Annotated in this window: 19 protein-coding genes and 2 pseudogenes; 16 read left to right on the forward strand and 5 right to left on the reverse strand. The window is 71.7% G+C overall.

What is annotated here, in order from left to right; genetic code table 11:
* Positions 1-75 precede the first annotated feature (75 nt).
* Complete coding sequence (ggt, locus tag ACZ3TS_RS05250) at positions 76-1,875, forward strand: gamma-glutamyltransferase (RefSeq protein ID WP_467613759.1); 1,800 nt, start codon at positions 76-78, stop codon at positions 1,873-1,875.
* Positions 1,876-1,898: 23 nt separating this feature from the next.
* Here ggt and ACZ3TS_RS05255 read toward each other — a convergent pair whose 3' ends face one another.
* Together ACZ3TS_RS05255 and map are read right to left on the reverse strand one after the other, a co-directional pair.
* Positions 1,899-4,613, reverse strand: coding sequence for an ATP-dependent Clp protease ATP-binding subunit (locus tag ACZ3TS_RS05255; protein WP_467613761.1), 2,715 nt, complete (start codon positions 4,611-4,613; stop codon positions 1,899-1,901).
* Between the two features lie 332 nt (positions 4,614-4,945).
* Complete coding sequence (gene map / locus ACZ3TS_RS05260; protein ID WP_467613763.1) at positions 4,946-5,713, reverse strand: type I methionyl aminopeptidase; 768 nt, start codon at positions 5,711-5,713, stop codon at positions 4,946-4,948.
* A gap of 73 nt (positions 5,714-5,786) precedes the next feature.
* Between map and ACZ3TS_RS05265 the strand changes: the two genes are divergently transcribed.
* From ACZ3TS_RS05265 to ACZ3TS_RS05305, 9 genes are all read left to right on the forward strand, one after another.
* Complete coding sequence (locus ACZ3TS_RS05265; RefSeq protein ID WP_467613765.1) at positions 5,787-6,038, forward strand: helix-turn-helix domain-containing protein; 252 nt, start codon at positions 5,787-5,789, stop codon at positions 6,036-6,038.
* A gap of 185 nt (positions 6,039-6,223) precedes the next feature.
* Positions 6,224-8,104 carry a hypothetical protein gene (locus tag ACZ3TS_RS05270; RefSeq protein WP_467613767.1) on the forward strand — a complete coding sequence of 627 codons (1,881 nt, stop codon included), beginning with the start codon at positions 6,224-6,226 and terminating at the stop codon, positions 8,102-8,104.
* Positions 8,105-8,290: 186 nt separating this feature from the next.
* Positions 8,291-9,133 (forward strand): nitrilase-related carbon-nitrogen hydrolase, encoded by an 843-nt coding sequence (locus ACZ3TS_RS05275; RefSeq protein WP_467613769.1) that lies wholly within the window; start codon positions 8,291-8,293, stop codon positions 9,131-9,133.
* Entirely contained in the window at positions 9,130-10,413 is a 1,284-nt protein-coding gene (locus ACZ3TS_RS05280) for an aspartate aminotransferase family protein (protein ID WP_467613770.1), read from the forward strand. The genes ACZ3TS_RS05275 and ACZ3TS_RS05280 overlap by 4 nt, the downstream gene beginning before the upstream one ends.
* A gap of 67 nt (positions 10,414-10,480) precedes the next feature.
* Positions 10,481-12,040, forward strand: coding sequence for a PucR family transcriptional regulator (locus ACZ3TS_RS05285; protein WP_467613772.1), 1,560 nt, complete (start codon positions 10,481-10,483; stop codon positions 12,038-12,040).
* Positions 12,041-12,380: 340 nt separating this feature from the next.
* Positions 12,381-13,223, forward strand: coding sequence for a nitrilase-related carbon-nitrogen hydrolase (locus tag ACZ3TS_RS05290; protein ID WP_467613773.1), 843 nt, complete (start codon positions 12,381-12,383; stop codon positions 13,221-13,223).
* A gap of 100 nt (positions 13,224-13,323) precedes the next feature.
* The gene (gene hydA, locus ACZ3TS_RS05295) at positions 13,324-14,724 is read left to right on the forward strand and encodes a dihydropyrimidinase (RefSeq protein WP_467613775.1); all 1,401 of its coding nucleotides are present in this window, start codon (positions 13,324-13,326) and stop codon (positions 14,722-14,724) included.
* 11 nt (positions 14,725-14,735) lie between these two features.
* Positions 14,736-15,755: a TIGR03842 family LLM class F420-dependent oxidoreductase gene (locus tag ACZ3TS_RS05300; RefSeq protein WP_467613777.1), complete on the forward strand. Its 1,020-nt coding sequence runs from the start codon at positions 14,736-14,738 to the stop codon at positions 15,753-15,755.
* 170 nt (positions 15,756-15,925) lie between these two features.
* Positions 15,926-17,452: an NCS1 family nucleobase:cation symporter-1 gene (locus tag ACZ3TS_RS05305; protein WP_467613779.1), complete on the forward strand. Its 1,527-nt coding sequence runs from the start codon at positions 15,926-15,928 to the stop codon at positions 17,450-17,452.
* A 22-nt stretch (positions 17,453-17,474) separates the two neighbouring features.
* Here the strand turns inward: ACZ3TS_RS05305 and ACZ3TS_RS05310 are convergent, their stop codons facing one another.
* Positions 17,475-18,167, reverse strand: coding sequence for a hypothetical protein (locus ACZ3TS_RS05310; RefSeq protein WP_467613781.1), 693 nt, complete (start codon positions 18,165-18,167; stop codon positions 17,475-17,477).
* A 188-nt stretch (positions 18,168-18,355) separates the two neighbouring features.
* Positions 18,356-18,854: pseudogene (locus ACZ3TS_RS05315) on the reverse strand (carboxymuconolactone decarboxylase family protein); the annotation flags it as partial.
* On the opposite strand from ACZ3TS_RS05315, the pseudogene ACZ3TS_RS05320 reads away from it, so the two are divergent.
* A pseudogene (locus ACZ3TS_RS05320) lies at positions 18,775-19,430 on the forward strand (sensor histidine kinase); the annotation flags it as partial. The pseudogenes ACZ3TS_RS05315 and ACZ3TS_RS05320 overlap by 80 nt on opposite strands.
* Positions 19,427-20,080: a response regulator gene (locus ACZ3TS_RS05325; RefSeq protein WP_467613783.1), complete on the forward strand. Its 654-nt coding sequence runs from the start codon at positions 19,427-19,429 to the stop codon at positions 20,078-20,080. The pseudogene ACZ3TS_RS05320 and the gene ACZ3TS_RS05325, both read left to right, overlap by 4 nt.
* A 26-nt stretch (positions 20,081-20,106) precedes the next feature.
* Here ACZ3TS_RS05325 and ACZ3TS_RS05330 read toward each other — a convergent pair whose 3' ends face one another.
* Positions 20,107-20,382: a DUF6480 family protein gene (locus ACZ3TS_RS05330; RefSeq protein WP_467613785.1), complete on the reverse strand. Its 276-nt coding sequence runs from the start codon at positions 20,380-20,382 to the stop codon at positions 20,107-20,109.
* 127 nt (positions 20,383-20,509) lie between these two features.
* Here ACZ3TS_RS05330 and ACZ3TS_RS05335 point away from each other — a divergent pair, with 127 nt between their 5' ends.
* From ACZ3TS_RS05335 to ACZ3TS_RS05350, 4 genes are all read left to right on the forward strand, one after another.
* Positions 20,510-22,336, forward strand: coding sequence for a gamma-glutamyltransferase family protein (locus ACZ3TS_RS05335; protein ID WP_467613787.1), 1,827 nt, complete (start codon positions 20,510-20,512; stop codon positions 22,334-22,336).
* Positions 22,337-22,463: 127 nt separating this feature from the next.
* A complete protein-coding gene (locus tag ACZ3TS_RS05340) occupies positions 22,464-23,309 on the forward strand; it encodes an inositol monophosphatase family protein (RefSeq protein ID WP_467613789.1) in 846 nt (281 codons plus the stop codon).
* 135 nt (positions 23,310-23,444) lie between these two features.
* Positions 23,445-24,854, forward strand: coding sequence for a phytoene desaturase family protein (locus ACZ3TS_RS05345; RefSeq protein ID WP_467613791.1), 1,410 nt, complete (start codon positions 23,445-23,447; stop codon positions 24,852-24,854).
* A complete protein-coding gene (locus tag ACZ3TS_RS05350; protein ID WP_467613793.1) occupies positions 24,851-25,360 on the forward strand; it encodes an O-acetyl-ADP-ribose deacetylase in 510 nt (169 codons plus the stop codon). Before ACZ3TS_RS05345 ends, ACZ3TS_RS05350 begins: the two co-directional genes overlap by 4 nt.
* Positions 25,361-25,437 lie beyond the last annotated feature (77 nt).

Here is a 25,437-nt window from a genome sequence, read left to right on the forward strand (position 1 = left end):
CCGGTGTTCGATGGGACTGACGGGACCATGGCAATGCGGTTACGCTGCGTGGACGGTCGTCGACTGGAGGTACGAATGCGTCGCCCTGTCGCGCGGAATCTGGCGGTGTTGGCGGTCTCGGCCGCCGTGGTGTCGGTGGGAGCGGCGGCGCCGCCGCAAACCGCCCGCTCGGCACCCGAGAAGGTGCCCGTGGCCGTGGGGTACGGCGGAGCCGTGGCGAGCGTCGACGCGGACGCCTCCGCCGCCGGCATCGAGGTCCTCAGGAAGGGCGGCAACGCGGTGGACGCGGCCGTCGCCACGGCCGCCGCACTCGGCGTCACCGAGCCGTATTCGTCGGGCATCGGCGGAGGTGGCTACTTCGTCTACTACGACGCCAAGTCTCGTACGGTACACACGATCGACGGCCGCGAGACGGCCCCGCTGACCGCCGACCCGAACCTCTTCGTGGAGAACGGCAAGGCGCTCGCCTTCGCCGACGCCGTCAGCAGCGGACTGAGCGTGGGGACCCCGGGCACGCCCGCGACCTGGCAGAAGGCGCTCGACGAGTGGGGCACCAAGCGGCTCGGTACGGTCCTGAGGCCGGCCGAGCGGATAGCGCGCGACGGGTTCACCGTCGACGACACCTTCCGCTCGCAGACCGCCTCCAACGAGACCCGCTTCCGGTACTTCCCGGACACGGCCGAGCTGTTCCTGCCGAACGGACAGCTCCCCGTCGTCGGCTCCACCTTCAAGAACCCCGACCTCGCCCGCACCTACGAGGAACTGGGCCGCAAGGGCGTCGGCGCGATCTACCACGGCGACCTCGGCGACGACATCGTCGCCACCGTCGAGAAGCCTCCGGTGGACCCGGCCTCGGGCTGGAACGCCCGCCCCGGCAAGCTGGCCGAGAAGGACCTCGCGGTCTACCGGGCAAAGCTCCAGGCGCCCACCGAGACCTCGTACCGCGGTCTCGACGTCTACTCGATCGCGCCCTCCTCCTCCGGCGGCACGACGGTCGGCGAGGCCCTCAACATCCTGGAGAAGACGGACCTCTCGAAGGCGAGCGAGGCCCAGTACCTGCACCACTTCATCGAGGCGAGCCGTATCGCGTTCGCGGACCGCGGGCGCTGGGTCGGCGACCCCGCCTTCGAGGACGTGCCGACGAAGGAGTTGCTGTCGCAGCGGTACGCCGACTCGCGCGCGTGCCTGATCAAGGACGACGCGGTGCTCACCAGCCCGCTCGCGCCCGGTGATCCGCGCCACCCGGCGGACTGCGGCACCGGGGGCACGGCGGCCCCGACGACGTACGAGGGTGAGAACACCACCCACCTCACGGTCGCCGACAAGTGGGGCAACGTCGTCTCCTACACCCTCACCATCGAGCAGACCGGCGGCAGCGGCATCACTGTCCCGGGCCGGGGCTTCCTCCTCAACAACGAGCTGACCGACTTCTCCTTCACTCCCGCCAACCCGGCCGTCCACGACCCGAACCTGCCCGGTCCCGGCAAGCGTCCGCGTTCCTCGATCTCGCCGACGATCGTGCTCGACAAGCAGGGCAGGCCGGTCGTCGCGCTCGGTTCGCCCGGCGGCGCGACCATCATCACGACCGTGCTGCAGACCCTCACCGAGTTCCTCGACCGGCACCTGCCGCTCGGCGATGCGATCGCCGCGCCACGCGCCAGCCAGCGCAACGCGGCCCAGACGGAGCTCGAACCTGGCCTCTACGACGGCGACCTGCGGACGCAACTCGAGGCCATCGGGCACTCCTTCAAACTGAACCCGGAGATCGGCGCGGCCACCGGTGTGCAACGGCTACCGGGCGGCAAGTGGCTGGCGGCCGCCGAGAAGGTACGGCGCGGCGGTGGGTCCGCGATGGTGGTGGACCCGGCGCCGTAACGGCCCTCGCGCGGCTCACCTGCTCACTCGGGGCGGGCGGCCCCGTTCCCCTCGGGGCGGGCCGTCTCGCCGCCCTGCACGGCGGGCGGGGCGGCCTCCTCACCCGACCGGGTGGGACCGGCGGCAGCCGCTCCCGGCTCCGCGGGAGCGCCGGCACCCCCGCCCGGCTCCGCGGGAGCGGTGGTCGGCTCGGCCGCCCTCGGCGCGGCCGGTTCCGACCGGAAGGTGAGCTGTCCTTCCTCCACGCCCACCTTCACCCGGTCGCCCCGCTCGATGCGGCCGTCCAGCAGCAGCCGGGAGAGCCGGTTGTCGACCTCCCGCTGGATGGTGCGGCGCAGCGGCCGGGCCCCGTACTCCGGCTGGAAGCCGCGCTGCGCCAGCCAGTCGACGGCCCCGTCGGTGAACGTGACGTCGATCTCCTGGGCATGCAGCCTACGCCGTGTCTTGTCGAGCATCAGGTCGGTGATGCGGCGCAGTTGATCGGCCGTCAGCTGCCGGAAGATCACGATCTCGTCGATGCGGTTGAGGAACTCGGGCCGGAAGTGCTCGCGCAGCGGGCGCAGGATCTGCTCGCGCCGCGCTTCCTCGTCCGCCTCGGCGCCGCCCGGCCCGAACCCGATGCCCGCGCCGCGCCGGGTGATCGCCTCCGAACCGAGGTTGCTGGTCATGACGATGACCGTGTTGGTGAAGTCCACGGTGCGGCCCTGGGCGTCGGTCAGCCGGCCGTCGTCGAGGACCTGCAGCAGGACGTTGAAGACGTCCGGGTGCGCCTTCTCCACCTCGTCGAGCAGCAGCAACGAGTACGGGTGCCGCCGTACGACCTCGGTGAGCTGCCCGGCCTCCTCGTGGCCGACGTATCCGGGCGGGGCGCCGACCAGGCGGCTGACGGTGTGCCGCTCCTGGTACTCGCTCATGTCGAGGCGGACCATGCGCTCCTCGCTGCCGAACAGCGCCTCCGCGAGCGCGCGGGCCAGCTCGGTCTTGCCGACGCCGGTCGGGCCGAGGAAGAGGAAGCTGCCGATCGGGTGGTCGGGACTGGACAGTCCGGCGCGTGAGCGCAGCACCGCGTCGGCCACCACGCTGACCGCCTCCTCCTGCCCGACGACCCGCTGGTGCAGATGTTCCTCCAGGGCGAGCAGCCGCTCCTTCTCCTCCTCGGTGAGCCGGCTGACGGGGATACCGGTGAGCCGGGAGACCACCTCGGCGATGGCCTCGGCTGTCACCTCCAGGTGCTGCCCCTCGTCTGCCTCGGTGCCGCCGGAGACCTGCCCGATCCGCTCCTTCAGATCGGTGATGCGGTCGCGCAGCTGTGTGGCCTGCTCGTACTGCTCGTCGGCCACCGCCTGGTCCTTGTCCCGGGTCAGCTGCTCGAGCTCGCGTTCCAGGGCGCGTACGTCCGTGCCCTTGGTCCGGGCGCGCAGCCGGACCCGGGCGCCGGCCTGGTCGATCAGGTCGATCGCCTTGTCCGGCAGATGACGATCGGTGAGATAGCGGTCGGACAGCTCGACGGCCGCGATCAGCGCCTCATCGGTGTAGCGGACCTGATGGTGGGCCTCGTAGCGGTCGCGCAGCCCGCGCAGGATCTCGACGGCGTCTGCGACGGACGGCTCGGGTACGAGGATCGGCTGGAAGCGGCGGGCCAGCGCCGCGTCCTTCTCGATGCGTCGGTACTCCTCCAGCGTGGTGGCGCCCACGACGTGCAGTTCACCGCGGGCCAGCGCGGGCTTGAGGATGTTGCCCGCGTCCATGGAGGCGCCCTCGGTGCCGCCGCCACCGGCGCCGACGACGGTGTGCAGCTCGTCGATGAAGACGATCAACTCGTCCGAGTGTGCGCGGATCTCCCCCACGATGTTGGTGAGCCGCTCCTCGAAGTCGCCGCGGTAGCGGGTGCCGGCGACCACCGCGCTCAGGTCCAGGGCGACGACCCGGCGGCCGAGGAGGATGTCGGGCACGTCGCCGTCGGCGATGCGCTGCGCGAGCCCCTCCACGATGGCCGTCTTCCCGACGCCCGCGTCACCGATGAGGACCGGGTTGTTCTTGCCGCGGCGGGAGAGCACCTCGACGGTCTGCTCGATCTCCTCGTCGCGCCCGATCACCGGGTCGATACGGCCCTGTCGGGCGAGACCGGTGAGATCGCGGCCGTACTTGTCCAGGGTGGGTGTCGAGCTGGGACGCGGCCGTTCAGGGCGCGCCTGGGCGGCGGCCTCTCCCGCCTCGGGCGGCGGGGAAGAGGGCGCGAAGTGGGCGGAGTGGAGGATGTGCCCGGCGGCGGAGTCCGGGTTCGCGGCCAGGGCGCTGAGCACGTGCTCGGGGCCGATGTAGCCGGCGCCGCTCGCCCGGGCCAGTTCGTGTGCGTCCAGCAGGGCGCGTTTGACGGCGGGCGTCAGGGAGAGCGAGGTGGGCGGCGGTGCGTCGCCCTGGCCCTGCCGGGGCGGACCGGAGCGCTGGTCGATCTCCGTCGCCAGCGAGTCGGGATCCGCGCCGGCGCGACTCAGAAGACTCCTGGTCGGCTCGGCGGCGAGGGCGGCGCGCAGCAGGTGCTGGGTGTCGAGGTCGCGGCTGCCGTGCTCGGCGGCGTACTGCGCGGCCCCGACGACCAGCTGCCGGGCCGGCTCGCTCAGCAGCCGGCCGAGGTCGATCTGCCGGGGACCGGGACGCTGTCCGCCGAAGATACGTGCGAAGAACTCTGCGAAGGGGTCCGAGCCGTAGCCCTGCGGACCGTTGAACCCGCTGGTCATGGCCATCCGTTCCGGCGTCCCGGCGGGGCCCGGGACACGCTCGTTGATCGACGTGCCGGTGCCGGGTGCCCGGGCGGGGCCCGGTTACACCACCTGTGGGGCGCGCCCGTACACGTGTGGGGGCGCGCCTGGCGCTCTAAGCCACGATGGCACGAACGCACTCCGGCGGCATGTTCAGGAGCGCGCCCTTGCTCGCGAGCGCGTCGGCTCCCGGCACGCAATGCCGTCGGGCGGCCGCGGGTCTTGTGGACCGCGCCGAAGGCAACATGGTCAGGCGGCGGCCGATCGGGCCCGAGCGGCGAAGCCCCAGGTGTCGCGGCCTCGCGCACTTGTCAGGGCGCCGTCAGGATGCGCGGACCCGCGTTCGTGATCGCCACCGTGTGTTCCGCGTGGGCCGCGCGGGAGCCGTCGTTCGTGCGGAGGGTCCAGCCGTCGGAGGCCGCGTGGTAGTCGTCCGTGCCGCCGCCGATGAGCATGGGCTCGAGGGCCAGGACCATGCCGTGGCGCAGCCGGAGGCCACGCCCCGGGCGGCCCTCGTTCGGGACCGGCGGGTCCTCGTGCATCCGGCGGCCCACGCCGTGTCCGCCGAAGCCGTCGGGGATGCCGTATCCAGCGGCCCGGCACACCGAGCCGATCGCGTGGGCGACATCCCCGAGGCGGTTGCCGACGACGGCCGCCTCGATGCCCGCCGCCAGGGCCCGTTCCGCGGTCTCGACCAGCCGCAGGTCCGCGGCCCGCGGTCGGCCCACGACGAAGCTGATCGCCGAGTCGCCGACCCAGCCGTCCAGTTCGGCGCCGCAGTCGACGGAGACGAGGTCACCGTCGCGCAGTCGGTAGCCGTCCGGGATGCCGTGGACGATCGCGTCGTTGACGGAGGTGCAGACAACCGCCGGGAAGGGGGTCGGCGTGAAGTGGGGACGGTAGCCGAGGAACGGCGAGTCCGCACCCGCGTCGCGCAGCACCCGGCGCGCCACCGCGTCCAGTTGGAGGAGGGATACGCCCACGTCGGCGGCGTCCCTCACCGCCGTGAGAGCCCGGCCGACGACCTGGCCCGCCGCGTACATCGCGTCGATCGACGCGTCTGTCTTGAGTTCCACCATGCCAATTACTATACCGCCGACTCCCAATTACTATACCGGTGCAGTGGGGGAAGGCCGGTATTAGAATCGGCCCATGGTGCGCAACCCGCTGACCCCCGAAGAACGTGAACGCGGCGAACGGCTCGGTCGGTTGCTGCGCGAGGCCCGAGGTGACCGCAGCATGGCGGAGGTGGCCGCCCGCGCCGGGATCTCCGCCGAGACGCTCCGCAAGATCGAGACCGGGCGCGCGCCGACCCCGGCGTTCTTCACGGTCGCGGCACTGGCGCGGGTGCTCGGCCTGTCCCTGGACGAACTCGTCGGGCTGTGCGCGCCGGTCGCTGTCTGAGCGTCGCACGCCGGTGGGCGCGAGCGGTTGAGGTCCGCGCCGAGCCGGGCGTCAGGGCGCGCACAAAGGGTGGGTGCTCCCGTGGAGCGCTCTGCGCCCGGTCTGAAAACTCGCTGTAGCCGTTTCGTAACACGGTTGGTGTTTTCTACCGGACCGGAGTACTCCACTCGGGCGGGAGCTGGGCGATGGCAGTGGATCAACTCCCGGGTCGGGTGCGGGAGTTTTCGAGCTACCTGAACGGGCTGCTGGCGCGGCTCGACCAAGGCGACGGCTGGTGCGGAGTGTTCTGGCAGCGCGATCCCGAGGGTATGAGGGCCTGCCTCGACGGCCGGGAGGTGCCGCCCTGGGACGTCGTCGAGGCACTGTTGCACGACCTCGCCGCGGCATACGGGCCCGCGGCGGCTGCGCGTGAGGCCGAGCGGGCGCGGGCGCTGCACGGTGCCTCGCTCGCCGCGTACGACGCCCGGCCCGGTGGCCGGGACGCCCTCGGCGACCGGCTCGACGTGATGCTCCGCGAACAGCGCTACGCGGCCGAGCGCCAGGCGGACCTCCACCGCCGGCTCGAGTCGGCCGTCACCCAGGACGCCGCCGATTCGCTCCGTCTCGACCTTGCCTGGGTCCAGGACGACCACGATCGCGCCAGGGCCCGCTGCGCGGAACTCCGCCGCCGGATGGAGGACCTCGACCGCCGCGCCCTGCGCACCCACGCGCAGGGCGCGGCGGATTTCGGGGCGGCCCCCAGCGGGGATCTCCGGCCGCAGGAGGCGGGTGACGCGGCCGCCCGCCGGAGCGGTGGACCGGACGGCCGGGTCGACGCACCCGCCGAGCGGAACGCGCGGGGGCCTTCGGACGGTGGCGCCGGGTGGCCGCGGGACCGCGATGCGGCCGGGCCGGACGGTGGCGGTGCGGTGTGGCCGGGCGCTCGGCGTGCGGACGCGGTCCGGGCGCGGCGGGCCGGGTGGCCGGACGGCGCGGATGCGGCGGGGGCGCCGGGCGGTGGTGCCGGATGGCCGCTGGGTCCCGAGACGGCCGGGACCGACGACGGCGGTGGGCAGGCGTGGTCCGGCGACGCGGGGGCCACAGCCGCGTCCGCCGACGGTTTCCCGATGCCCGAGGGCCCGCACGCCGGTGCCCTCGCCGGCGACGGTTCCGGATGGCCGGGCCGCTCGCATGGCGACGGCCGCCCCGGCCCCGGTGGGCAGGGGCCCGGCGGTCGCACCGAGATCTCGTACGCCACCCCCCAGCCGTCGGCCGAACGTGCCACCGCGGACGTCTCCGCCGCCGAGGACTTCCGCCAGGGTTCCGAACCCCCTGCCCAGGCCCCCGAAACCCCCGCCAAGCAGCGCTCCAAGCGCCGCCCCCGAGGCAGCGCCCGTTTCGCCGGCGCGATGGACGTCCAGGAGGCGCCCGGGGGCGCCGTGCCCGCCGCCCCCGCGCCCGCCCCGAGCCGTCGCGGCCCGCGTGGCGCCCGCTTCGCCGGAGCCGCGGGTGACGAGCCCCCGGTCGCGCACCGCTCGCGGAGGGAGGCCCTGGACGAGACGGACCGGCGGATCATCGCGGAGACCGTCGCGACGCTCACCCGGCTGCGTGCCGAGGGCCGCAGCGGCGAGGCGCACGTTCTGCTCGTCGAGGCCGCCCACTGGCCCGCCGTCCGCTATCCGCTGCTCGCCGCCGAACTGCACGGCATGGGCCTCGACGCCGACTGGGCCACCCTCCTGTGGGAGGCCGCCTCGCTGCCCGCCGCGGGCCTGGTCTCCGCCGCGGACGCCCTCATCGCCGCGGGCCGGACGGCGGACGGCGAGCAGATGCTGCGCCAGGGCGTGGTACGCCCCGCGGACGAGATCGGCGAGGCCGTGCTCGGGCTGAGTGCCGACGGCCGACACCGCGAGGTCCGCGCCCTCCTCGACGCGTACGTACGCATCCGTACGCCGGAAGAGGCGGCCCGCAGTGCCGCGGCGGATCCACAGCGGCTCGTTCCGCTGCTCATCGAGGCGGCCCGAGGCGTCTCCGACCAGCGGCAGTGGGATCTCGTCCACGCCCTCCGGGTCGCCGGATTCGCCGCCTGACCTGCCCGCCGACAATCGGATCACTCACCCGCAGGGGTGTGAAACGTGATCGACTCAGCGGGTTAACGACGATGGTCTTGGCAAGGCTCTCCCGGAGGCTTACGTTCGACCCTCTATAGCCTGTATCTACGGGCGTAGAGGCTCTCTGACGTCCCCGCGGGGGACAACAGGCAAAGGAGCGGCACCATGGCCCACGTCGTACGCGCCGCACTGGTCCAGGCGACCTGGACCGGTGACACCGAATCCATGATCGCCAAACACGTGGAGCACGCCCGCGAGGCGGCCCGCCGGGGCGCGCAGGTCATCGGCTTCCAGGAAGTCTTCAACGCCCCCTACTTCTGCCAGGTCCAGGAGCCCGACCACTACCGCTGGGCCGAGCCCGTGCCCAACGGCCCCACGGTCACCCGAATGGGGGAACTGGCGCGCGAGACCGGCATGGTGATCGTCGTGCCCGTCTTCGAGATCGAGCAGTCCGGCTTCTACTACAACACCGCCGCCGTGATCGACGCCGACGGCAGCTACCTCGGCAAGTACCGCAAGCACCACATCCCCCAGGTCAAGGGCTTCTGGGAGAAGTACTACTTCAAACCGGGCAACCTCGGCTGGCCTGTCTTCGACACCGCGGTCGGCAAGGTCGGCGTGTACATCTGCTACGACCGCCACTTCCCGGAGGGCTGGCGGCAACTGGGCCTGAACGGCGCTCAGCTGGTCTACAACCCGTCCGCCACCTCGCGTGGTCTGTCCGCCTACCTCTGGCAGCTCGAACAGCCCGCCGCCGCCGTCGCGAACGAGTACTTCATCGCGGCGATCAACCGCGTGGGCCGGGAGGAGTACGGCGACAACGACTTCTACGGCACGAGCTACTTCGTCGACCCGCGCGGGCAGTTCGTGGGGGAGGTCGCGAGCGACAAGGAGGAGGAACTCGTCGTCCGGGACCTCGACTTCGACCTCATCGAAGAAGTGCGGCAGCAGTGGGCGTTCTACCGCGACCGCCGCCCCGACGCGTACGAAGGACTGGTGAAGCCGTGAGTGACCTGCACGCCCGCCACAGGGCCGTCCTGCCCGACTGGCTGGCCCTCTACTACAAGGACCCGCTGGAGATCACACATGGCGAGGGCCGCCACGTCTGGGACGCCCAGGGGAAGAAGTACCTGGACTTCTTCGGCGGGATCCTCACCACGATGACCGCGCACGCCCTGCCCGAGGTCACCAAGGCGGTGACCGAGCAGGCCGGGCGGATCCTGCACTCCTCGACCCTCTACCTCAACCGGCCGATGGTCGAACTCGCCGAGCGCATCGCCAAGTTGAGCGGCATCCCCGACGCCCGCGTCTTCTTCACCACGTCCGGTACCGAGGCCAACGACACCGCCCTGCTGCTGGCGACCACCTACCGGCGCAGCAACCAGATCCTGGCGATGCGCAACAGCTACCACGGCCGCTCGTTCAGCGCGATCGGCATCACCGGCAACCGCGGTTGGTCCCCCACCTCGCTGTCACCGCTGCAGACCCTGTACGTCCACGGAGGCGTCCGCACCCGCGGCCCCTTCGCCCACCTCGGTGACGCCGACTTCGTCGCGGCCTGCGTCGAGGATCTGAAGGACCTGCTCGGGCACACGCGACCGCCCGCGGCGCTCATCGCCGAGCCCGTCCAGGGCGTCGGCGGCTTCACCTCGCCGCCCGACGGGCTGTACGCGGCCTTCCGCGAGGTGCTCCAGGAGCACGGCATCCTGTGGATCGCCGACGAGGTGCAGACCGGCTGGGGCCGCACCGGCGACCACTTCTGGGGCTGGCAGGCGCACGGCCGGAGCGGACCGCCGGACATCCTCACCTTCGCCAAGGGCATCGGCAACGGCATGTCCATCGGCGGGGTCGTGGCCCGCGCCGACATCATGAACTGCCTGGACGCCAACTCCATCTCGACGTTCGGCGGCACCCAGATCACCATGGCGGCGGGCCTCGCCAACCTCTCGTATCTGCTGGAGCACGACCTCCAGGGCAACGCCCGGCGCGTCGGCGGGCTGCTCATCGAGCGGTTGCGGGCCATCGGCGCCCAGCTTCCGGTCGTACGAGAGGTGCGCGGGCGCGGCCTCATGATCGGCGTCGAGCTGGTGCGGCCCGGCACCGACGAGGCCGATCCGGACGCGGCGGCGGCCGTGCTCGAGGCCGCCCGCGAGGAGGGTCTTCTGATCGGCAAGGGCGGCGGGCACAACACCAGCGTGCTGCGCATCGCCCCGCCGCTCACGCTCACTGTCGCGGAGGCCGAGGAGGGCGCCGCGATCCTCGCGCGCGCCCTCGGGAGCGTCCACTGATGGTCCACCCCCTCGACAGCGCCGTCACGAGGTGTCTTCAGTAGCACCGGAACAAGGGAAGACAGCCATGACCACCGCCTTGGAACCCGCCCTGTCGGTACGCCAGGTCCTCACGCTGGACCGGGTGCTCGCCGGAGAGCCCGAGGTGGTGGCCGGCGCCGGGCACCTCGACCGGCCGGTGCGCTGGGTGCACGTCGCCGAGGCACCCGACGTCGGCGTGATGCTCAGCGGCGGAGAGATGGTGCTCACCACCGGGGTGCTGCTCGCCGGCGACGAGGACAGGCAGGCCGAGTACATCCGGTCCCTGCACCGCGCGGAGGCGGCGGCCGTCGTCCTCGGACTCGGCCGCGCCTTCCCCGCGCCCCCGGACGTGATGCGCCGGGCCGCCGAGCGCTGCGGCCTGCCGATGGTGGTCCTCCACCGGCCCTTCCCCTTCGCCGAGCTGACCGAGGAGGTCCAGTCCCGGCTCGTCAGACGGAAGTTCGCGGCCGTGAGCCTGTCGGAGTCCGTACGGACGGCCCTGACCGGACTCATCACCGCGTGCGCCCCGCTCCAGCGGCTGCTCGACGAGGTCGCCGTGCACGCCGGCTGTCCCGTGATCCTCACCAACCTCGCCCACCGCGTGCTCGCCACGGCGGGGGAGCGGTCCGCGGTCGACGACGTACTGCGCGACTGGGAGCGCATCGCACGGCAGGCGGGCGGCAGCGAGGGCGACGGCTGGGTCCGCGCCGAACTGGGCGGGCGCGGCGAGCGCTGGGGCCGGATCGTGCTGTGCGGCTACCGCGGCGACAGCCCCATCGGACGCCTCCTCGCCGAGCGCGCGGCCGAGGCCCTCGTCCTGCACCGCATGCTCGGCGGCTCGGTGCACAGCTGGGAGGAACAGTCCGCGCAGAGCCTGCTGACCGACCTCGTCTCCGGGGTCGTACCGGCGCGCCAGCTCCTGCCGAGGGCGCGTGCGGCCGGGCTGCCCGTCAACCGCCGTACCTTCGTCCCCCTCGTCGTGAGCGACGGCGAACCGGCCCACCTCGACCGCGTCCTGCGCCTGCTGGGGCTTTCCGGACTCGCCGCGGAACTGGCCGACGGGGCCACGGCCGTACTGCTGAGCCTCGCCCGCGACCAGGACGCCGAGTCGCTGACCGCGCACTTCGCCGCCCGGCTGCGGACGGAGTCCCAGGCGGGCGGCACGGTCGTCACGGCGGCCGACCCGCGCACCGCCTGGGAGGACGTGCCCGCCGGGCTGCGCGAGGCCCAGCACGTGGCCGACGCCGTCGCCGACCACTCCGCCGCGCTGGACCTGCCACCCGTCGTCCGGCTCAAGGACGTCCATCTGCGGGGCCTGATCCGGCTGTTGCGCGACGACCCGCACGTCCAGTCCTTCGCCGAGCGGGAACTGGACGGGCTGCTGTGCGGGCGCGACGCCGAGCACGAGCTGCTGCCCGTGCTGCGGACCTATCTCGCCACCGGCCGCAACAAGTCCCGCACCGCGCAGCTCCACCACGTCAGCCGACCCGCGCTCTACCGCAGGCTGGAGGCCATTCAGGCCCGCCTCGGGGTCGATCTCGACGACTTCGAACAGGCCGCCTCCGTGCACATCGCGCTGCTCGCGCACGACGCCCAACAGGGGTGAAACGCCGTGGAAAAGTGCGGGAAACCGGTGCGTACGGGCCGGGGTGACACCGTGGAACGCCAGGCGTCCGCAGACGTGACACGGTGCAACTCAAACCGGCTTGCCGGACTTCCTAGGCTCAGAGCCTGGCTTCGACCCCCCGCCGGGCCCGTGACGCCTGGCACGCACTCCCCCAGCTACCGCTGGGAGGTGCCCCCACGCCGCGTTACCGAACCGCCCGCGTGGCTCCGCCACGAGGGCGCTCCGTCGCCTTGCGATCGCACGCACCGGACGCTACGGGCTGGTCCGGCGCTGGATCGAAGCCAGGCTCTGACCGCACACCGAGCGACCGGAGGTCCCGATGAGCAGAGTGATCCGAGCCGCCGTCTTCCAGACCGCATGGACGGGCGACAAGGAATCGATGATCCAGGTCCACGAGCAGGCGGTCCGCGACGCGGCCGCGCAGGGCGCTCAGGTCCTGTGCTTCCAGGAGCTGTTCTACGGGCCGTACTTCTGCCAGGTCCAGGACCCGGCGTTCTACGAGTACGCCGAGGAGATTCCGGACGGCCCGATCGTCAAGCGCTTCCAGGCGCTGGCGAAGGAGTTGGGCATCGTGCTGGTTCTGCCCATGTACGAGGAGGAGCAGCCGGGTGTGCTCTACAACACTGCGGCCGTGATCGACGCGGACGGCTCCTACCTCGGCAAGTACCGCAAGACCCACATCCCGCAGGTGAAGGGTTTCTGGGAGAAGTTCTACTTCCGCCCCGGCAACTCCGGCTGGCCCGTCTTCGACACCAAGGCCGGGAAGATCGGCGTCTACATCTGCTACGACCGCCACTTCCCGGAGGGCTGGCGGGCCCTCGGCCTCGCGGGCGCGGAGATCGTGTTCAACCCGTCGGCCACCTCGCGCGGTCTGTCCGCCTATCTGTGGCAGCTGGAGCAGCCGGCAGCGGCCGTCGCCAACGAGTACTTCGTGGGCGCGATCAACCGCGTGGGCGTCGAGGAACTGGGCGACAACGACTTCTACGGGACCTCGTACTTCGTGGACCCCGAGGCGCAGTTCGTGGGCGAGGTGGCGAGCGGCAAGGAGTCCGAGCTCGTGGTCCGCGACCTGGACCTGGCGAAGCTGCGGGAGGTGCGCGACCGCTGGCAGTTCTACCGGGACCGGGCGCCGGGCGCGTACGAGCCCCTGACAGCTCCGTAACGGGGGCGGGCACCCGCGCCCCTTCAGGGGCGCGGGGAACGCGACAAGCCACAGACGACCCGCACTTTTCACGACCGCCGTCAACGCCAGGAGATGGAGCATGACTCGTACCGTCATCCGCGGTGGCCTCGTCATCACCGCGTCCGACGAGATCCACGCCGACGTCCTGATCGAGGACGGCCGCATCGCCGCCCTCGCCGCGTCCGGCACCCCGGCCGCCGAGGCCTTCACGGCCGAGTGGACCATCGACGCCACCGGCAAGTACGTGATTCCGGGCGGAGTCGACGCCCACACCCATATGGAGCTGCCGTTCGGCGGCACCTTCGCCTCCGACACCTTCGAGACCGGCACCCGGGCCGCCGCCTGGGGCGGCACGACGACGATCATCGACTTCGCCGTGCAGAGCGTCGGCCACACCCTGCGCGAGGGGCTGGACGCCTGGCACGCCAAGGCGGAGGGCAACTGCGCCATCGACTACGGCTTTCACATGATCGTCTCCGACGTCGACCAGGAGACGCTCAAGGAGATGGACCTGCTGGTGGAGGAGGGCGTGACCTCCTTCAAGCAGTTCATGGCCTACCCCGGCGTCTTCTACAGCGACGACGGCCAGATCCTGCGCGCCATGCAGCGGTCCGCCGAGAACGGCGGCCTGATCATGATGCACGCCGAGAACGGCATCGCGATCGACGTGCTGGTCGAGCAGGCGCTGGCCCGCGGCGAGACCGACCCGCGCTACCACGGCGAGGTCCGCAAGGCCCTGCTGGAGGCCGAGGCCACCCACCGCGCCATCAAGCTCGCCCAGGTCGCGGGAGCGCCGCTGTACGTCGTGCACGTCTCGGCGCAGGAGGCGGTCGCCGAGCTGGCCAGGGCACGCGACGAGGGGCTCAATGTCTTCGGCGAGACCTGCCCGCAGTACCTGTTCCTGTCGACAGACAACCTCGCGGAGCCCGACTTCGAGGGTGCCAAGTACGTGTGCTCGACACCGTTGCGGCCCAAGGAGCACCAGGCGGCCCTGTGGAAGGGCCTGCGCACCAACGACCTCCAAGTGGTCTCCACCGACCACTGCCCCTTCTGCTTCGTGGGTCAGAAGGAGCTGGGCCGGGGCGACTTCTCGAAGATCCCCAACGGTCTGCCGGGCGTCGAGAACCGTATGGATCTGCTCCACCAGGCCGTCGTCGACGGGCACATCTCGCGCCGCCGCTGGATCGAGATCGCCTGTGCCACCCCGGCCCGGATGTTCGGCCTCTACCCGAAGAAGGGCACCATCGCGCCGGGCGCGGACGCCGACGTCGTCATCTACGACCCGCACGCCGAACAGGTCATGTCCGCTTCGGAGCACCACATGAACGTCGACTACTCGGCGTACGAGGGCAAGCGCACAACCGGCCGGGTCGAGACCGTCCTCTCGCGCGGCGAAGCGGTCATCACCGAGCGGGAGTTCACCGGGCGTGCCGGACACGGTGTCTACAGCCCCCGCTCCACCTGTCAGTACCTCAACTAGGAGTGGCGCACATGGACTTCGGACTCGTCCTGCAGACCGACCCGCCGGCCTCGCGTGTCATCAGCCTGATGAAGCGGGCCGAGCGCAACGGCTTCCGCTACGGCTGGACCTTCGACTCGGCCGTGCTGTGGCAGGAGCCGTTCGTGATCTACAGCCAGATCCTGGCGAACACCCAGAAGCTGACGGTCGGCCCGATGGTGACGAACCCGGGTACCCGCACCTGGGAGGTCACGGCCTCCACGTTCGCCACGCTCAACGACATGTTCGGCAACCGCACGATCTGCGGCATCGGTCGCGGCGACTCGGCGATGCGCGTGGCGGGCCGCAAGCCCAACACCCTGGCGCGCATCAGCGAGGCCATGAAGGTGATCCGGGCGCTCGCCCGCGGCGAGGAGGCCGACCTCGGCGGCACGATGATCAGGTTTCCCTGGATCAAGCCCGGTGCTCAACTCCCGGTCTGGATGGCCGCGTACGGCCCCAAGGCCCTGAAGATGACCGGGGAGGAGGCGGACGGCTTCATCCTCCAGCTCGCCGATCTGTATCTGACCGAGTACATGGTCAAGGCCGTCAAGGACGCGGCCGTCGCCGCCGGACGCGACCCGTCCGACGTCAAGATCTGCGTCGCCGCCCCCGCGTACGTCACCGAGGACGACTCGCCCGGGGCACTCGCCCACGCCCGTGAGCAGTGCCGCTGGTTCGGTGGCATGGTCGGCAACCACGTCGCCGACCTCGTCGCCAAGTACGGCGAGCACTCGTCCGCCGTACCCGACGAACTCACCGACTACATCAAGGCCCGCGAGGGCTACGACTACTCCCACCACGGGCGCAGCGGCAACCCCGACACCCAGTTCGTGCCCGACGAGATCGTCGACCGGTTCTGCGTCATCGGCCCGGCCGAGAAGCACATCGAGAAGCTCAACGCGCTGCGTGACCTCGGCGTCGACCAGTTCGCCGTCTACGACATGCACGACGCTCAGGAGGCCGTCATCGACGCGTACGGGACGCAGGTCATCCCGGCCGTCAACGGCTAGTGCACCCAACGGTCCTCCGACCCGTCCCGACCCGTCCTCTCCCTCGTCCCCTTCTCGCTCCCCCGGGAAGGGGCCAAGGGCGCCCCGTCCGCCTGTCCTCGGGGCGCACCCCCCCATCGGCGCCGCCGCCCGCACGGCCTTTCCCGTCCCACCTCATGATTGGCCTGCCCATGACCGACACCGCTCCCCCGGCCACACCGATGTCCGCCCAAGTCGCCAGTCCTGACGGGCGCGTGGAGTTCGCCCCCGGCTCCCCGCCGCCGAGCGGCCCGTACGCCAACGGGGACCTGCTCCCGGTCCCCGTCGAGAAGCGCACGTGGACCACGTACAACTTCTCCGCGCTGTGGGTCGGCATGGCCCACAACACGGCCTCGTGGACTCTGGCCTCCGGTCTGATCGCCGTGGGCATGGACTGGAAGCAGGCGGTGTTCACCATCGCCCTGGCCAATGTGATCGTGCTGATCCCGATGCTGCTCACCGGCCACGCGGGACCCAAGTACGGCATCCCCTTCCCGGTCTTCGCCCGCGCTTCCTTCGGTGTGCGCGGTGCCAACCTGCCCGCCGTGGTACGGGCGTTGGTGGCGTGCGGCTGGTTCGGCATCCAGACCTGGATCGGCGGAGAGGCGATCTACTTCCTCGCCGGGAAGCTCATCGGCGACAGCTGGGCGAACGCGTCCCAGGTGGGTGGCCACGCCTGGACGATGTGGCTGTCGTTCGCGATCTTCTGGGTGATCCAGGTGGCCATCATCTACCGGGGTATGGAGACCATCCGCCGTTTCGAGAACTGGGCGGCACCCTTCGTGCTCGTCGGCGCGTTCGTGATGCTGTGGTGGATGAGCAGCAAGGCCGGCGGCCTCGGCCCGCTCTTCGACCAGCCCTCCAAGTTGGGCTGGGGCGGCTCCTTCTGGAAGCTGTTCTGGCCCTCCCTCATGGGCATGATCGGCTTCTGGTCCACGCTGTCGCTGAACATCCCGGACTTCACGCGCTACGGCAAGAGCCAGAAGGCCCAGACGTGGGGCCAGGCGCTCGGCCTGCCGACCACGATGACCCTGTTCGCGTTCCTGTCGGTGCTGGTCACCTCGGGCTCGCAGGCGGTGTACGGCCAGCCGATCTGGGACCCGGTGCAGCTGGCCGCCAAGACGGACAACGTGGTCGGTCTGCTCTACGCGCTGGTGACCGTGCTGGTCGCGACCCTGTCGGTGAACATCGCCGCCAACCTGGTCTCGCCCGCGTTCGACTTCTCCAACATAGCGCCCCGCAGGATCAGTTTCCGCACCGGCGCCCTCGCCACCTGCGTGCTGGGCGTGCTGATCTTCCCGTGGAAGCTGTACTCCGACCCGCAGGGCTACATCTTCACCTGGCTCGGCCTGGTCGGGGGTCTGCTCGGCACGGTGGCGGGCATCCTCATCGCCGACTACTGGATCCTGCGCCGCGGCTCCCTCGACCTCGCCGACCTGTACCGCCCGGGTGGCCGCTACTGGTACGAGGGCGGCTGGAACTGGCGGGCCGTCGTCGCCTTCGCCGTGGGCGGCGTCCTGGCCATCGGCGGCGCGGACTTCCACCCGCTGATCGACGGCCGTCCGATCCCGGCCCTGTCGTCGCTCGCCGACTACGGCTGGGCCGTCGGCCTGGGCACCTCGTTGGTGCTGTACGTGGTGCTGATGCTGCTGCGGGACCGGGAGAAGGCCACGGTCTGACCCCGGCGGGCACGGAGGACGGTCAGCCCTTCTTCTGGCCGTCCTCCAGCGCGGCCACGGCGTCCTTGGCGGCCTTGATGGCACCCTTGTTGATCTCGTCGGTGCTGGGTGCCTTCTTCGTCTCGAAGTCACTGCCGTTGTACGTGACGGACACCAGCGCGTTGGACACGCGGACCAGCACCATTCCCTCGCGGGTCTGCTGTTTGTCCTCGGTCGTGAGGTTCACCACGGAATAGGCCGAATCGCCAAGACCCGGGACCGCTCCTCCGCCGCTCTTCTCCGTGGTGCGCTGGGTGTAGGACTTCTGCGCCTGCGCCTGCGAGTCCGTGATCTCGAAGGACACGTCGAGCCAGCGGTAGTCGAAACCCTTGAGCGCGTTCCAGGAGCAGGTGCGTCTGAGGGACTCGTCCGTCGACGGGATCTCCTTCCCGGCCGTCTTGGCGCCCGGGACCAGCGTCTCTATCGTCTTCACGGACACGCTGCCGCACGGCGTGGGCGACGTCGTGTACGTCTTGGCCGCGGCCGCCGTGGCGGGCGCGGAGGCACTCCCGGTGCTCTGAGTGCCTTGCGTGCTCTGACCCCCCTGCGCCGACTTCTGGTCGGAGGCCGGGGCCGCGGCGAGCGGCCCGGACGACAGGGCCCAGCCCGCCGAGGCGAGCACGGCGACCGGCAGCAGGCGCGCGGTCAGGGCGAGCGGCAGAGGAAGAGACTGCACGGGCGCACTTTTCGTGGGGGATGGTGCGGAGCGGGGTCCACACTGCGGACGGGACGCCAGTGTCACATGACTGACTGTGGGGCGGAAGGGTGAACTCGCTCTGTGCCTGCACGGTGACAGCGCTCGCTGTTGACGGGCCGTGAGTTCCTGTGCGCCCTTGCCGTGGTGTGCCCTTTATGTCCTCGCCCTCATGTCGTCATCGCCGGGAGGCGCAGCGCGCTCTCGATCCGGTCGACGGCAGCGAAGGCGCCGTGGGCGACGATGCGGACGAGACAGCGGTCGGTGTGTTCGGGCCGTCGCCAGGCGGCCACGTCCTCGTCCGTGATGCGGTACGGCGCGAGGGCGGCCAGCAGCGCGAGGCGCGCCCCGGGCCGCTCACGGCGGTCCGGCAGACCGGCCAGGCCAGCGAAGGGTGCGATCCGTCCCAGGCCCGCAGGGTCTCCCGTACGAGGACCCGCTCGTCCGCGTCGAGGAGGCCGGCGCCGTCCCCCACTGCCTGAAGGCGAGGGAGGACTCCCAGGCGGCGGAGCGAAGTGCCGCGTAGGCGGGGCCGACGGGCGTCCCGGCCGCCCAGACCGGTGCCGGGCCGGCGTCGTCCAGTAAGGGACGCCAGACCGAACAGCGCGCCCTGGAGGCGGAACGCACCCGGGAGGAGGTCGCGTTGCGCCGCGCGGGTGAGGAACGCCTCTGGACAGTCAGGGAGTTGCACGACTCGCTCACGCACAGCATCTCGATCGTCAAGCTCCAGGCGGACGTCGCGGTGCACCTCGCCCGCAAGCGCGGTGAGGAGGTGCCGCCCGCGCTGCCCGCCATCCAGGAGGCGAGCGGCGAGGCGATGCGGGAACTGCGCGCCAGACTGGACGTGCTGCGCACCGACGAACCGTACGGCACGCCCGCGCTCCTCGTGGAACGCGCCCGCGCGGCGGGCCTGCCCGCCGAACTCACGGTGACCGGGGACGAAAGGCCGCTGAGCGCGGCGGTCGACCGTGCCGTGTACCGCATCGTCCAGGAGGCACTCACCAACGCGGTACGGCACGCGGACCGGCGAAGGTACACGTAGGACTCGACTACGGTGACGAGGAGCTGACGGTGAGGGTGGACGACGACGGCAACGCCGACCCGGCTCGCCCTGCGGTGCCCGGTACCGGCCTCACCGGCATGCGGGAACGCGTGACGGCCCTCGGTGGCACCCTGCACGCCGCGCCGCGCGCGGAGGGCGGCTTCTCGGTGCGGGCGCGGCTGCCGTGGGGGGAGCCGGGATGATCAGGGTGGCACTCGTCGACGACCAGGCGCTGATGCGGGCCGGTTTCCGTGCCCTGCTGGACGCCGAGGAGGGCATCGAGGTGGTCGGCGAGGCGGCGGACGGCGAGCAGGGTCTGGCGCTGGTGCGCGCCGCGGTCCCCGACATCGCGCTGATCGACGTGCAGATGCCGGTGATGACGGGTATCGAGGTGCCCCGCCGGATAGCCGCCGACCCGGCCCTTGCGGCCGTCCGCGTGGTGATCCTCACCAACCACGGCCTGGACGAGTACGTCTTCGAGGCACTGCGGGCCGGCGCGAGCGGCTTCCTGCTGAAGGACACCGAACCCGCGGACCTGCTCCAGGCCATCGACGTGGTGGCAGGCGGCGAGGCCCTGTTGTCCCCGTCGGTCACCCGTACCTTGATCGGCGAGTTCGTGTCACGTCCGCCGGACCGGGCCACCGCTCCCGGCCTCGAGTGCCTGACCCGCCGCGAACGCGAGGTGACGGCGCTGGCCGCCCGGGGCCTGACCAACGAGGAGATCGTCGCGCACATGGTCATCAGCCCGTTCACGGCCAAGACGCACATCAGCCGGGCGATGACCAAGCTGGGCGCACGCGACCGCGCCCAGCTCGCCTACGAGTCGGGGCTGGGGACGGCACGGCGGACGTAAGGCCCTCGTGGGCCCTTCGCGGGTGCTCACTGCATCAGCGTGATCGCGTAAGCCAGGAAGAACCCGGCCACCAGCACCACCAGGATCATGATCACGATCAGTGGTCCCTTGGCCCATCCACGTGTCCTCTGGTACTCCTCCTGCGGGACGGCCTCCTCGATGCCGCTTTCACACGGCGGTGTCTCGCCCGGCGGAACACCGCCGGGCTCCACACGGGGGGTCTGCGACGGCTCGGGGCCGGGAGCTCCGTAGCCGCGGTGCCGCGCGTCGCTCACTCCGCTGTTGCGATTCATCTGGTTCATGACCAGCCAGTACCCTCACGACCGGCTGTCACGCGGGCATTTCGGTATGAAAGGGACAGATCTCGTCGGGGCCGGGCAGCGCGTGCGTACGATCACCGGATCGGTCCCCGGCAGTGAGGAGCCCGCCTTGTTCACGACCCGACCCACGCTTCAAGGCACCTTCGGCATGGTGTCCTCCACCCACTGGCTGGCCTCGCAGTCGGCGATGGCCGTGCTGGAGGACGGCGGCAACGCGTTCGACGCGGCTGTGGCGGGGGCGTTCGTGCTGCACGTGGTGGAGCCGCACCTGAACGGACCCGCGGGAGAGGTCCCGATCCTCCTCGCCCCGGCGGGTGGTGAGGTGCGCGTACTGTGCGGGCAGGGCGTCGCACCCGCGGGAGCCACGATCGCCCACTACAGGGGACTCGGTCTGGATCTCGTACCCGGTACCGGGCCCCTCGCCGCGGCCGTGCCGGGCGCGTTCGACGCCTGGATGCTCCTGCTGCGCGACCACGGTACGAAGCCCCTCGCCGACATCCTGAAGTACGCCATCGGCTACGCCGAGCACGGGCATGCGCCCGTGGAGCGCGTGGGCCAGACCGTCGAGAGCGTGCGCGAGCTGTTCGAGACGGAGTGGACCTCGTCGGCCGAGGTGTACCTGCCGCAGGGGAAGGCGCCCCTCCCCGGCGAGCTGCTGCGCAATCCCGCGCTGGCCGCCACGTGGAAGCGGCTGCTCGCCGAGGCGTCCGGGGCGGGGGACCGGGAGGCGCAGATCGAGGCGGCCCGGGAGGTGTGGCGGTCCGGATTCGTCGCCGAGGCGTTGGTGCGGCAGGCGCGGCGACCCACCATGGACACCAGCGGTGAGCGCCACAGCGGCACCCTGACGGCCGCCGACCTGGCCTCGTGGTCCGCGTCCTACGAGACGCCCGCGACCTACGACTGGAACGGCTGGACGGTGTGCAAGGCGGGCCCCTGGAGCCAGGGCCCGGTCCTGCTCCAGCAGCTCGCCCTGCTCCCGCCCGAGCTGCCGCGGTACGGCTCCGCGGACTACGTCCACCTGCTGATCGAGGGCTGCAAGCTCGCCATGGCCGACCGCGAGGCATGGTACGGCGACGCGGCCGAGGTACCGCTCGAGGACCTGCTCTCGGACGCGTACAACGCCGAGCGTCGCGCCCTCGTCGGCGACAAGGCCTCCTACGAGCTGCGCCCCGGCCTGCCAGGAGGCCGCGTCCCGCGCCTGAGCGAGCACGCGTACGCGGTGGCCGCCGACGAGCCCGGTTTCGACCCCATGGGGGCCGGTGAACCGACGGTCGCCAAGAGCCCGGCGTCTCCGGTGCCCGGCGAACCGCAGCTCACCGCCGACGGAGCCACCCGCGGCGACACCTGTCACCTCGACGTCGTCGACCGCTGGGGCAACATGGTCGCCGCCACGCCGAGCGGCGGATGGCTGCAGTCCAATCCGGTGGTCCGCGAGCTGGGCTTCCCGCTCGGCACCCGGCTCCAGATGACCTGGCTGGACGAGAGCCTCCCGAACTCCCTCACCCCGGGCCGCCGCCCCCGCACCACTCTCACCCCGTCCATCGCGCTGCGCGACGGTGTGCCGGTGCTGGCGTTCGGCACACCCGGTGGCGACCAGCAGGACCAGTGGCAGCTCCACTTCTTCCTGGCGGCCGCCCTGCGCCCGACGGTCCGCGGCGGCCTCGACCTCCAGGGCGCCATCGACGCCCCGAACTGGCACAACGACGGCTTCCCCGGCTCCTTCTATCCGCGCGGCATGCGCCCCGGCAGTGTCACCGTGGAGTCCCGCATGGACCCCGGGGTGGTCGCCGAGCTGCGCCGGCGCGGCCACGACGTGACGATCGGCGAGGCATGGTCCGAGGGGCGGCTGTGCGCGGTCGCCCGGGACCCCGAGACGGGGGTGCTGTCCGCCGGGGCGAATCCGCGCGGGATGCAGGGGTACGCGGTCGGCCGCTGATCCCGAACGGCGACGGGTGGTCCGGCTCACATGCGCCGTGATCCGCGAAGCCCCGAGTTCATGCCGATTCCGCCCGGAGTGCACCGGGGCGGTGTGGATTGTCAGCGGCGCATGCTCTCATGGAGGCATGATCGAAGACTTCGAAACCATCGACGAGTTTCTCGCCCACCGCACGTCCGACGTGGAGGAGGCCGTCCGTCAGGCGGCCGCCACCGAGATCATGCCGCGTTTCCGCCAGCTCGCCGCGCACGAGATCGACGAGAAGAGCGGGCCGCACGACCTGGTCACGGACGCCGACCGCAATGCCGAGGCGTACCTCACCGAGGCGCTCGTCAAGCTGCTGCCGGGCTCGGTCGTCGTGGGCGAGGAGGCGGTCCACGCCAATCCGGCGACGTACGAGGCGGTGCGGGGCGAGGCGCCCGTCTGGATCGTCGACCCCGTCGACGGCACCCGTCAGTTCGTTCACGGCGACCCCGGATTCTGCACGCTGGTCGCCCTCGCGCAGGGCGGCGTCGTGCTCGCCTCGTGGCTGTACGCACCGGCCCACGACCGGCTGGCCACGGCCATACGCGGTCGGGGCGCCTTCCTCGACGGTGTACGCCTGCGCTCCGGCTCGCCCGCCCCGGGCCGTGACGTGGAGGTCGCCACATCCCACCCGTACTACACGACGGACGAGCAGAAGCGCGCACTCCTCGGCCTGCAGACCGAAGGCGTCCGCCCGCGCTCGTGCGGCTCGGCGGGCCTGGAGTACCTGCACATCGCCCAGGGCCTGCTGGACGCCACGGCCTTCTCCTGGGAAGCGGCCTGGGACCACGCCGCGGGCCTTCTCCTGGTCGAGGAGGCGGGCGGCGCCCACCTCACCCTGACGGGCGAACCGTTCCGCATCACCGGCGGCAACGCCCTGCCGTTCACGGCGGCCCGAGACGAGGCCACGGCCCGCCGGGTGCTGGGACTGCTGTCGGGCGACGTCTGAACCGCCTCGCACCGGCGCGGAAACGGAACCACAGCCTCACTCGGCGGCCGCCCCCGCGCCCCAGGGGTGTCAGCCCCCCGGCATATCCTGATGCCCAGTGGGCGTCGGCTGACGAAGGAGTCCGAGGTGCCGTCGATGCACGATGCGGTCGTGGTGGGAGCGGGGCCCAACGGACTGACGGCTGCCGTGGAGCTGGCCCGCCGCGGGTTCTCCGTGGCCGTCTTCGAGGCATGCGACACCATCGGCGGAGGCGCCCGGACAGAGGAGCTGACGCTGCCCGGCTTCCGGCACGACCCGTGCTCCGCGGCCCACCCCCTCGGCATCAACTCGCCCGCGTTCCGGGCACTGCCCCTCCAGCGGTACGGCCTCGAATGGCTGCACGCCGAGCTGCCGATGGCGCACCCCTTCACCGACGGCACGGCCGCGGTGCTGTCGCGGTCCGTGGCCGAGACGGCCGCCTCGTTCGGGCCGCGCGACGCGGGGACCTACCGCCGGCTGGTCGAGCCCTTCCTCAGCCGCTGGGACACGCTGGCCCGGGACTTCATGTCCCTGCCGTTGACCGCGCTCCCGCGGGACCCGGTCACCCTGGCCCGCTTCGGCCTCGTCGGCCTGCCCCCGTCGACCTGGCTGATGCGCCGCTTCCGCGACGAGCGGGCGAAGAGCCTGTTCGCGGGGCTGGTCGCCCATGTGATGGCCCCGCTCGACGGCTTCGCCACCGGTGCGATCGGCCTGGTCTTCGCGCTGGCCGCCCACGCCCGAGGCTGGCCGGTGGCCCGCGGCGGCTCCCAGTCCATCTCGGACGCGCTCGCCGCCTACCTCGAGGACCTCGGCGGCACCGTCCACACCGACTACGAGGTCAAGCGCCTCGACGACCTGCCCCCGGCACGCGCGTACATCTTCGACACCTCGCCCACCGCCCTGGCCCGTATCGCGGGCCTCGGCAGATACTACGAGGGCTACCGGTACGGCCCCGGCGTCTTCAAGGTCGACTACGCACTCGACGGCCCGGTGCCGTGGACCGCGAAGGAACCGCGCGTCGCCGGCACCGTGCAGATCGGCGCCGACAGCGCGGAGATCGGCACCGCCCTGCGCGCCGCGTCCCGGGAGGGCCGGGCACCCGACACACCGTTCCTCATCACGGTGCAGCCCAGCGTCGTCGACCCCACCCGGGCCCCGAGGGGCAAGCAGGTCTTCTGGGTGTACGGCCATGTGCCGAACGGCTGGACGGGTGACCTCACCGACGCGATAGAACGCCAACTGGAGCGCTTCGCACCGGGCTTCCGTGACCGCGTCATGGCCCGCGCCACCGCGGGCCCGCCGGAGTTGGCCGCGCGCAACGCCAACTACGTCGGCGGGGACATCGCCTCCGGCGCGGTGTCCGGGCTCCAGCTCCTGCTGCGGCCCAAACTCTCTCTGTTCCCCTACAGCACTCCGCACCCGGCCGTCTTCATCTGCTCGTCGGCCAGCCCGCCGGGCCCTGGCGTCCACGGCATGTCGGGTCACAACGCGGCGAAGGCCGTCTGGAGGAGGCTGAGACAGACATGACCACCATCACGCTGGTCCAGGGCGACATCACCCGGCAGAGCGCCGACGCGGTCGTCAACGCGGCCAACTCCTCGCTGCTGGGCGGAGGAGGCGTGGACGGCGCGATCCACCGGCGCGGCGGCCCCGCGATCCTCGAGGAGTGCCGCGAGCTCCGCGCCTCCCACTACGGCAAGGGCCTGCCCACCGGCCAGGCGGTCGCCACCACGGCGGGCGAACTGGACGCACGCTGGGTGATCCACACGGTCGGTCCGGTCTGGTCCGCCACCGAGGACCGCTCCGAGCTGCTGGCCTCCTGCTACCGGGAGTCACTGAAGGTGGCCGACGAACTGGGCGCCCGGACGGTCGCGTTCCCGGCGGTCTCCACGGGCGTCTACGGCTGGCCGCTCGACGACGGGGCCCGCATCGCGGTCGAGACCGTGCGGGGCGCGAAGACCGACGTGGAGGAGGTCCGGTTCGTCCTGTTCGACGAGCGGGCGTACGGGGCCTTCGCCGCTCACGTCGGTTGAACCCGAAAATGTGGTCGCCGTAGCGGATCACGCGGTGCTCGCAGCGCCACCGCACCATGGGGAGAGCACAGCCCTTC

It is taken from the genome of Streptomyces sp. NPDC022910, from assembly GCF_055561075.1.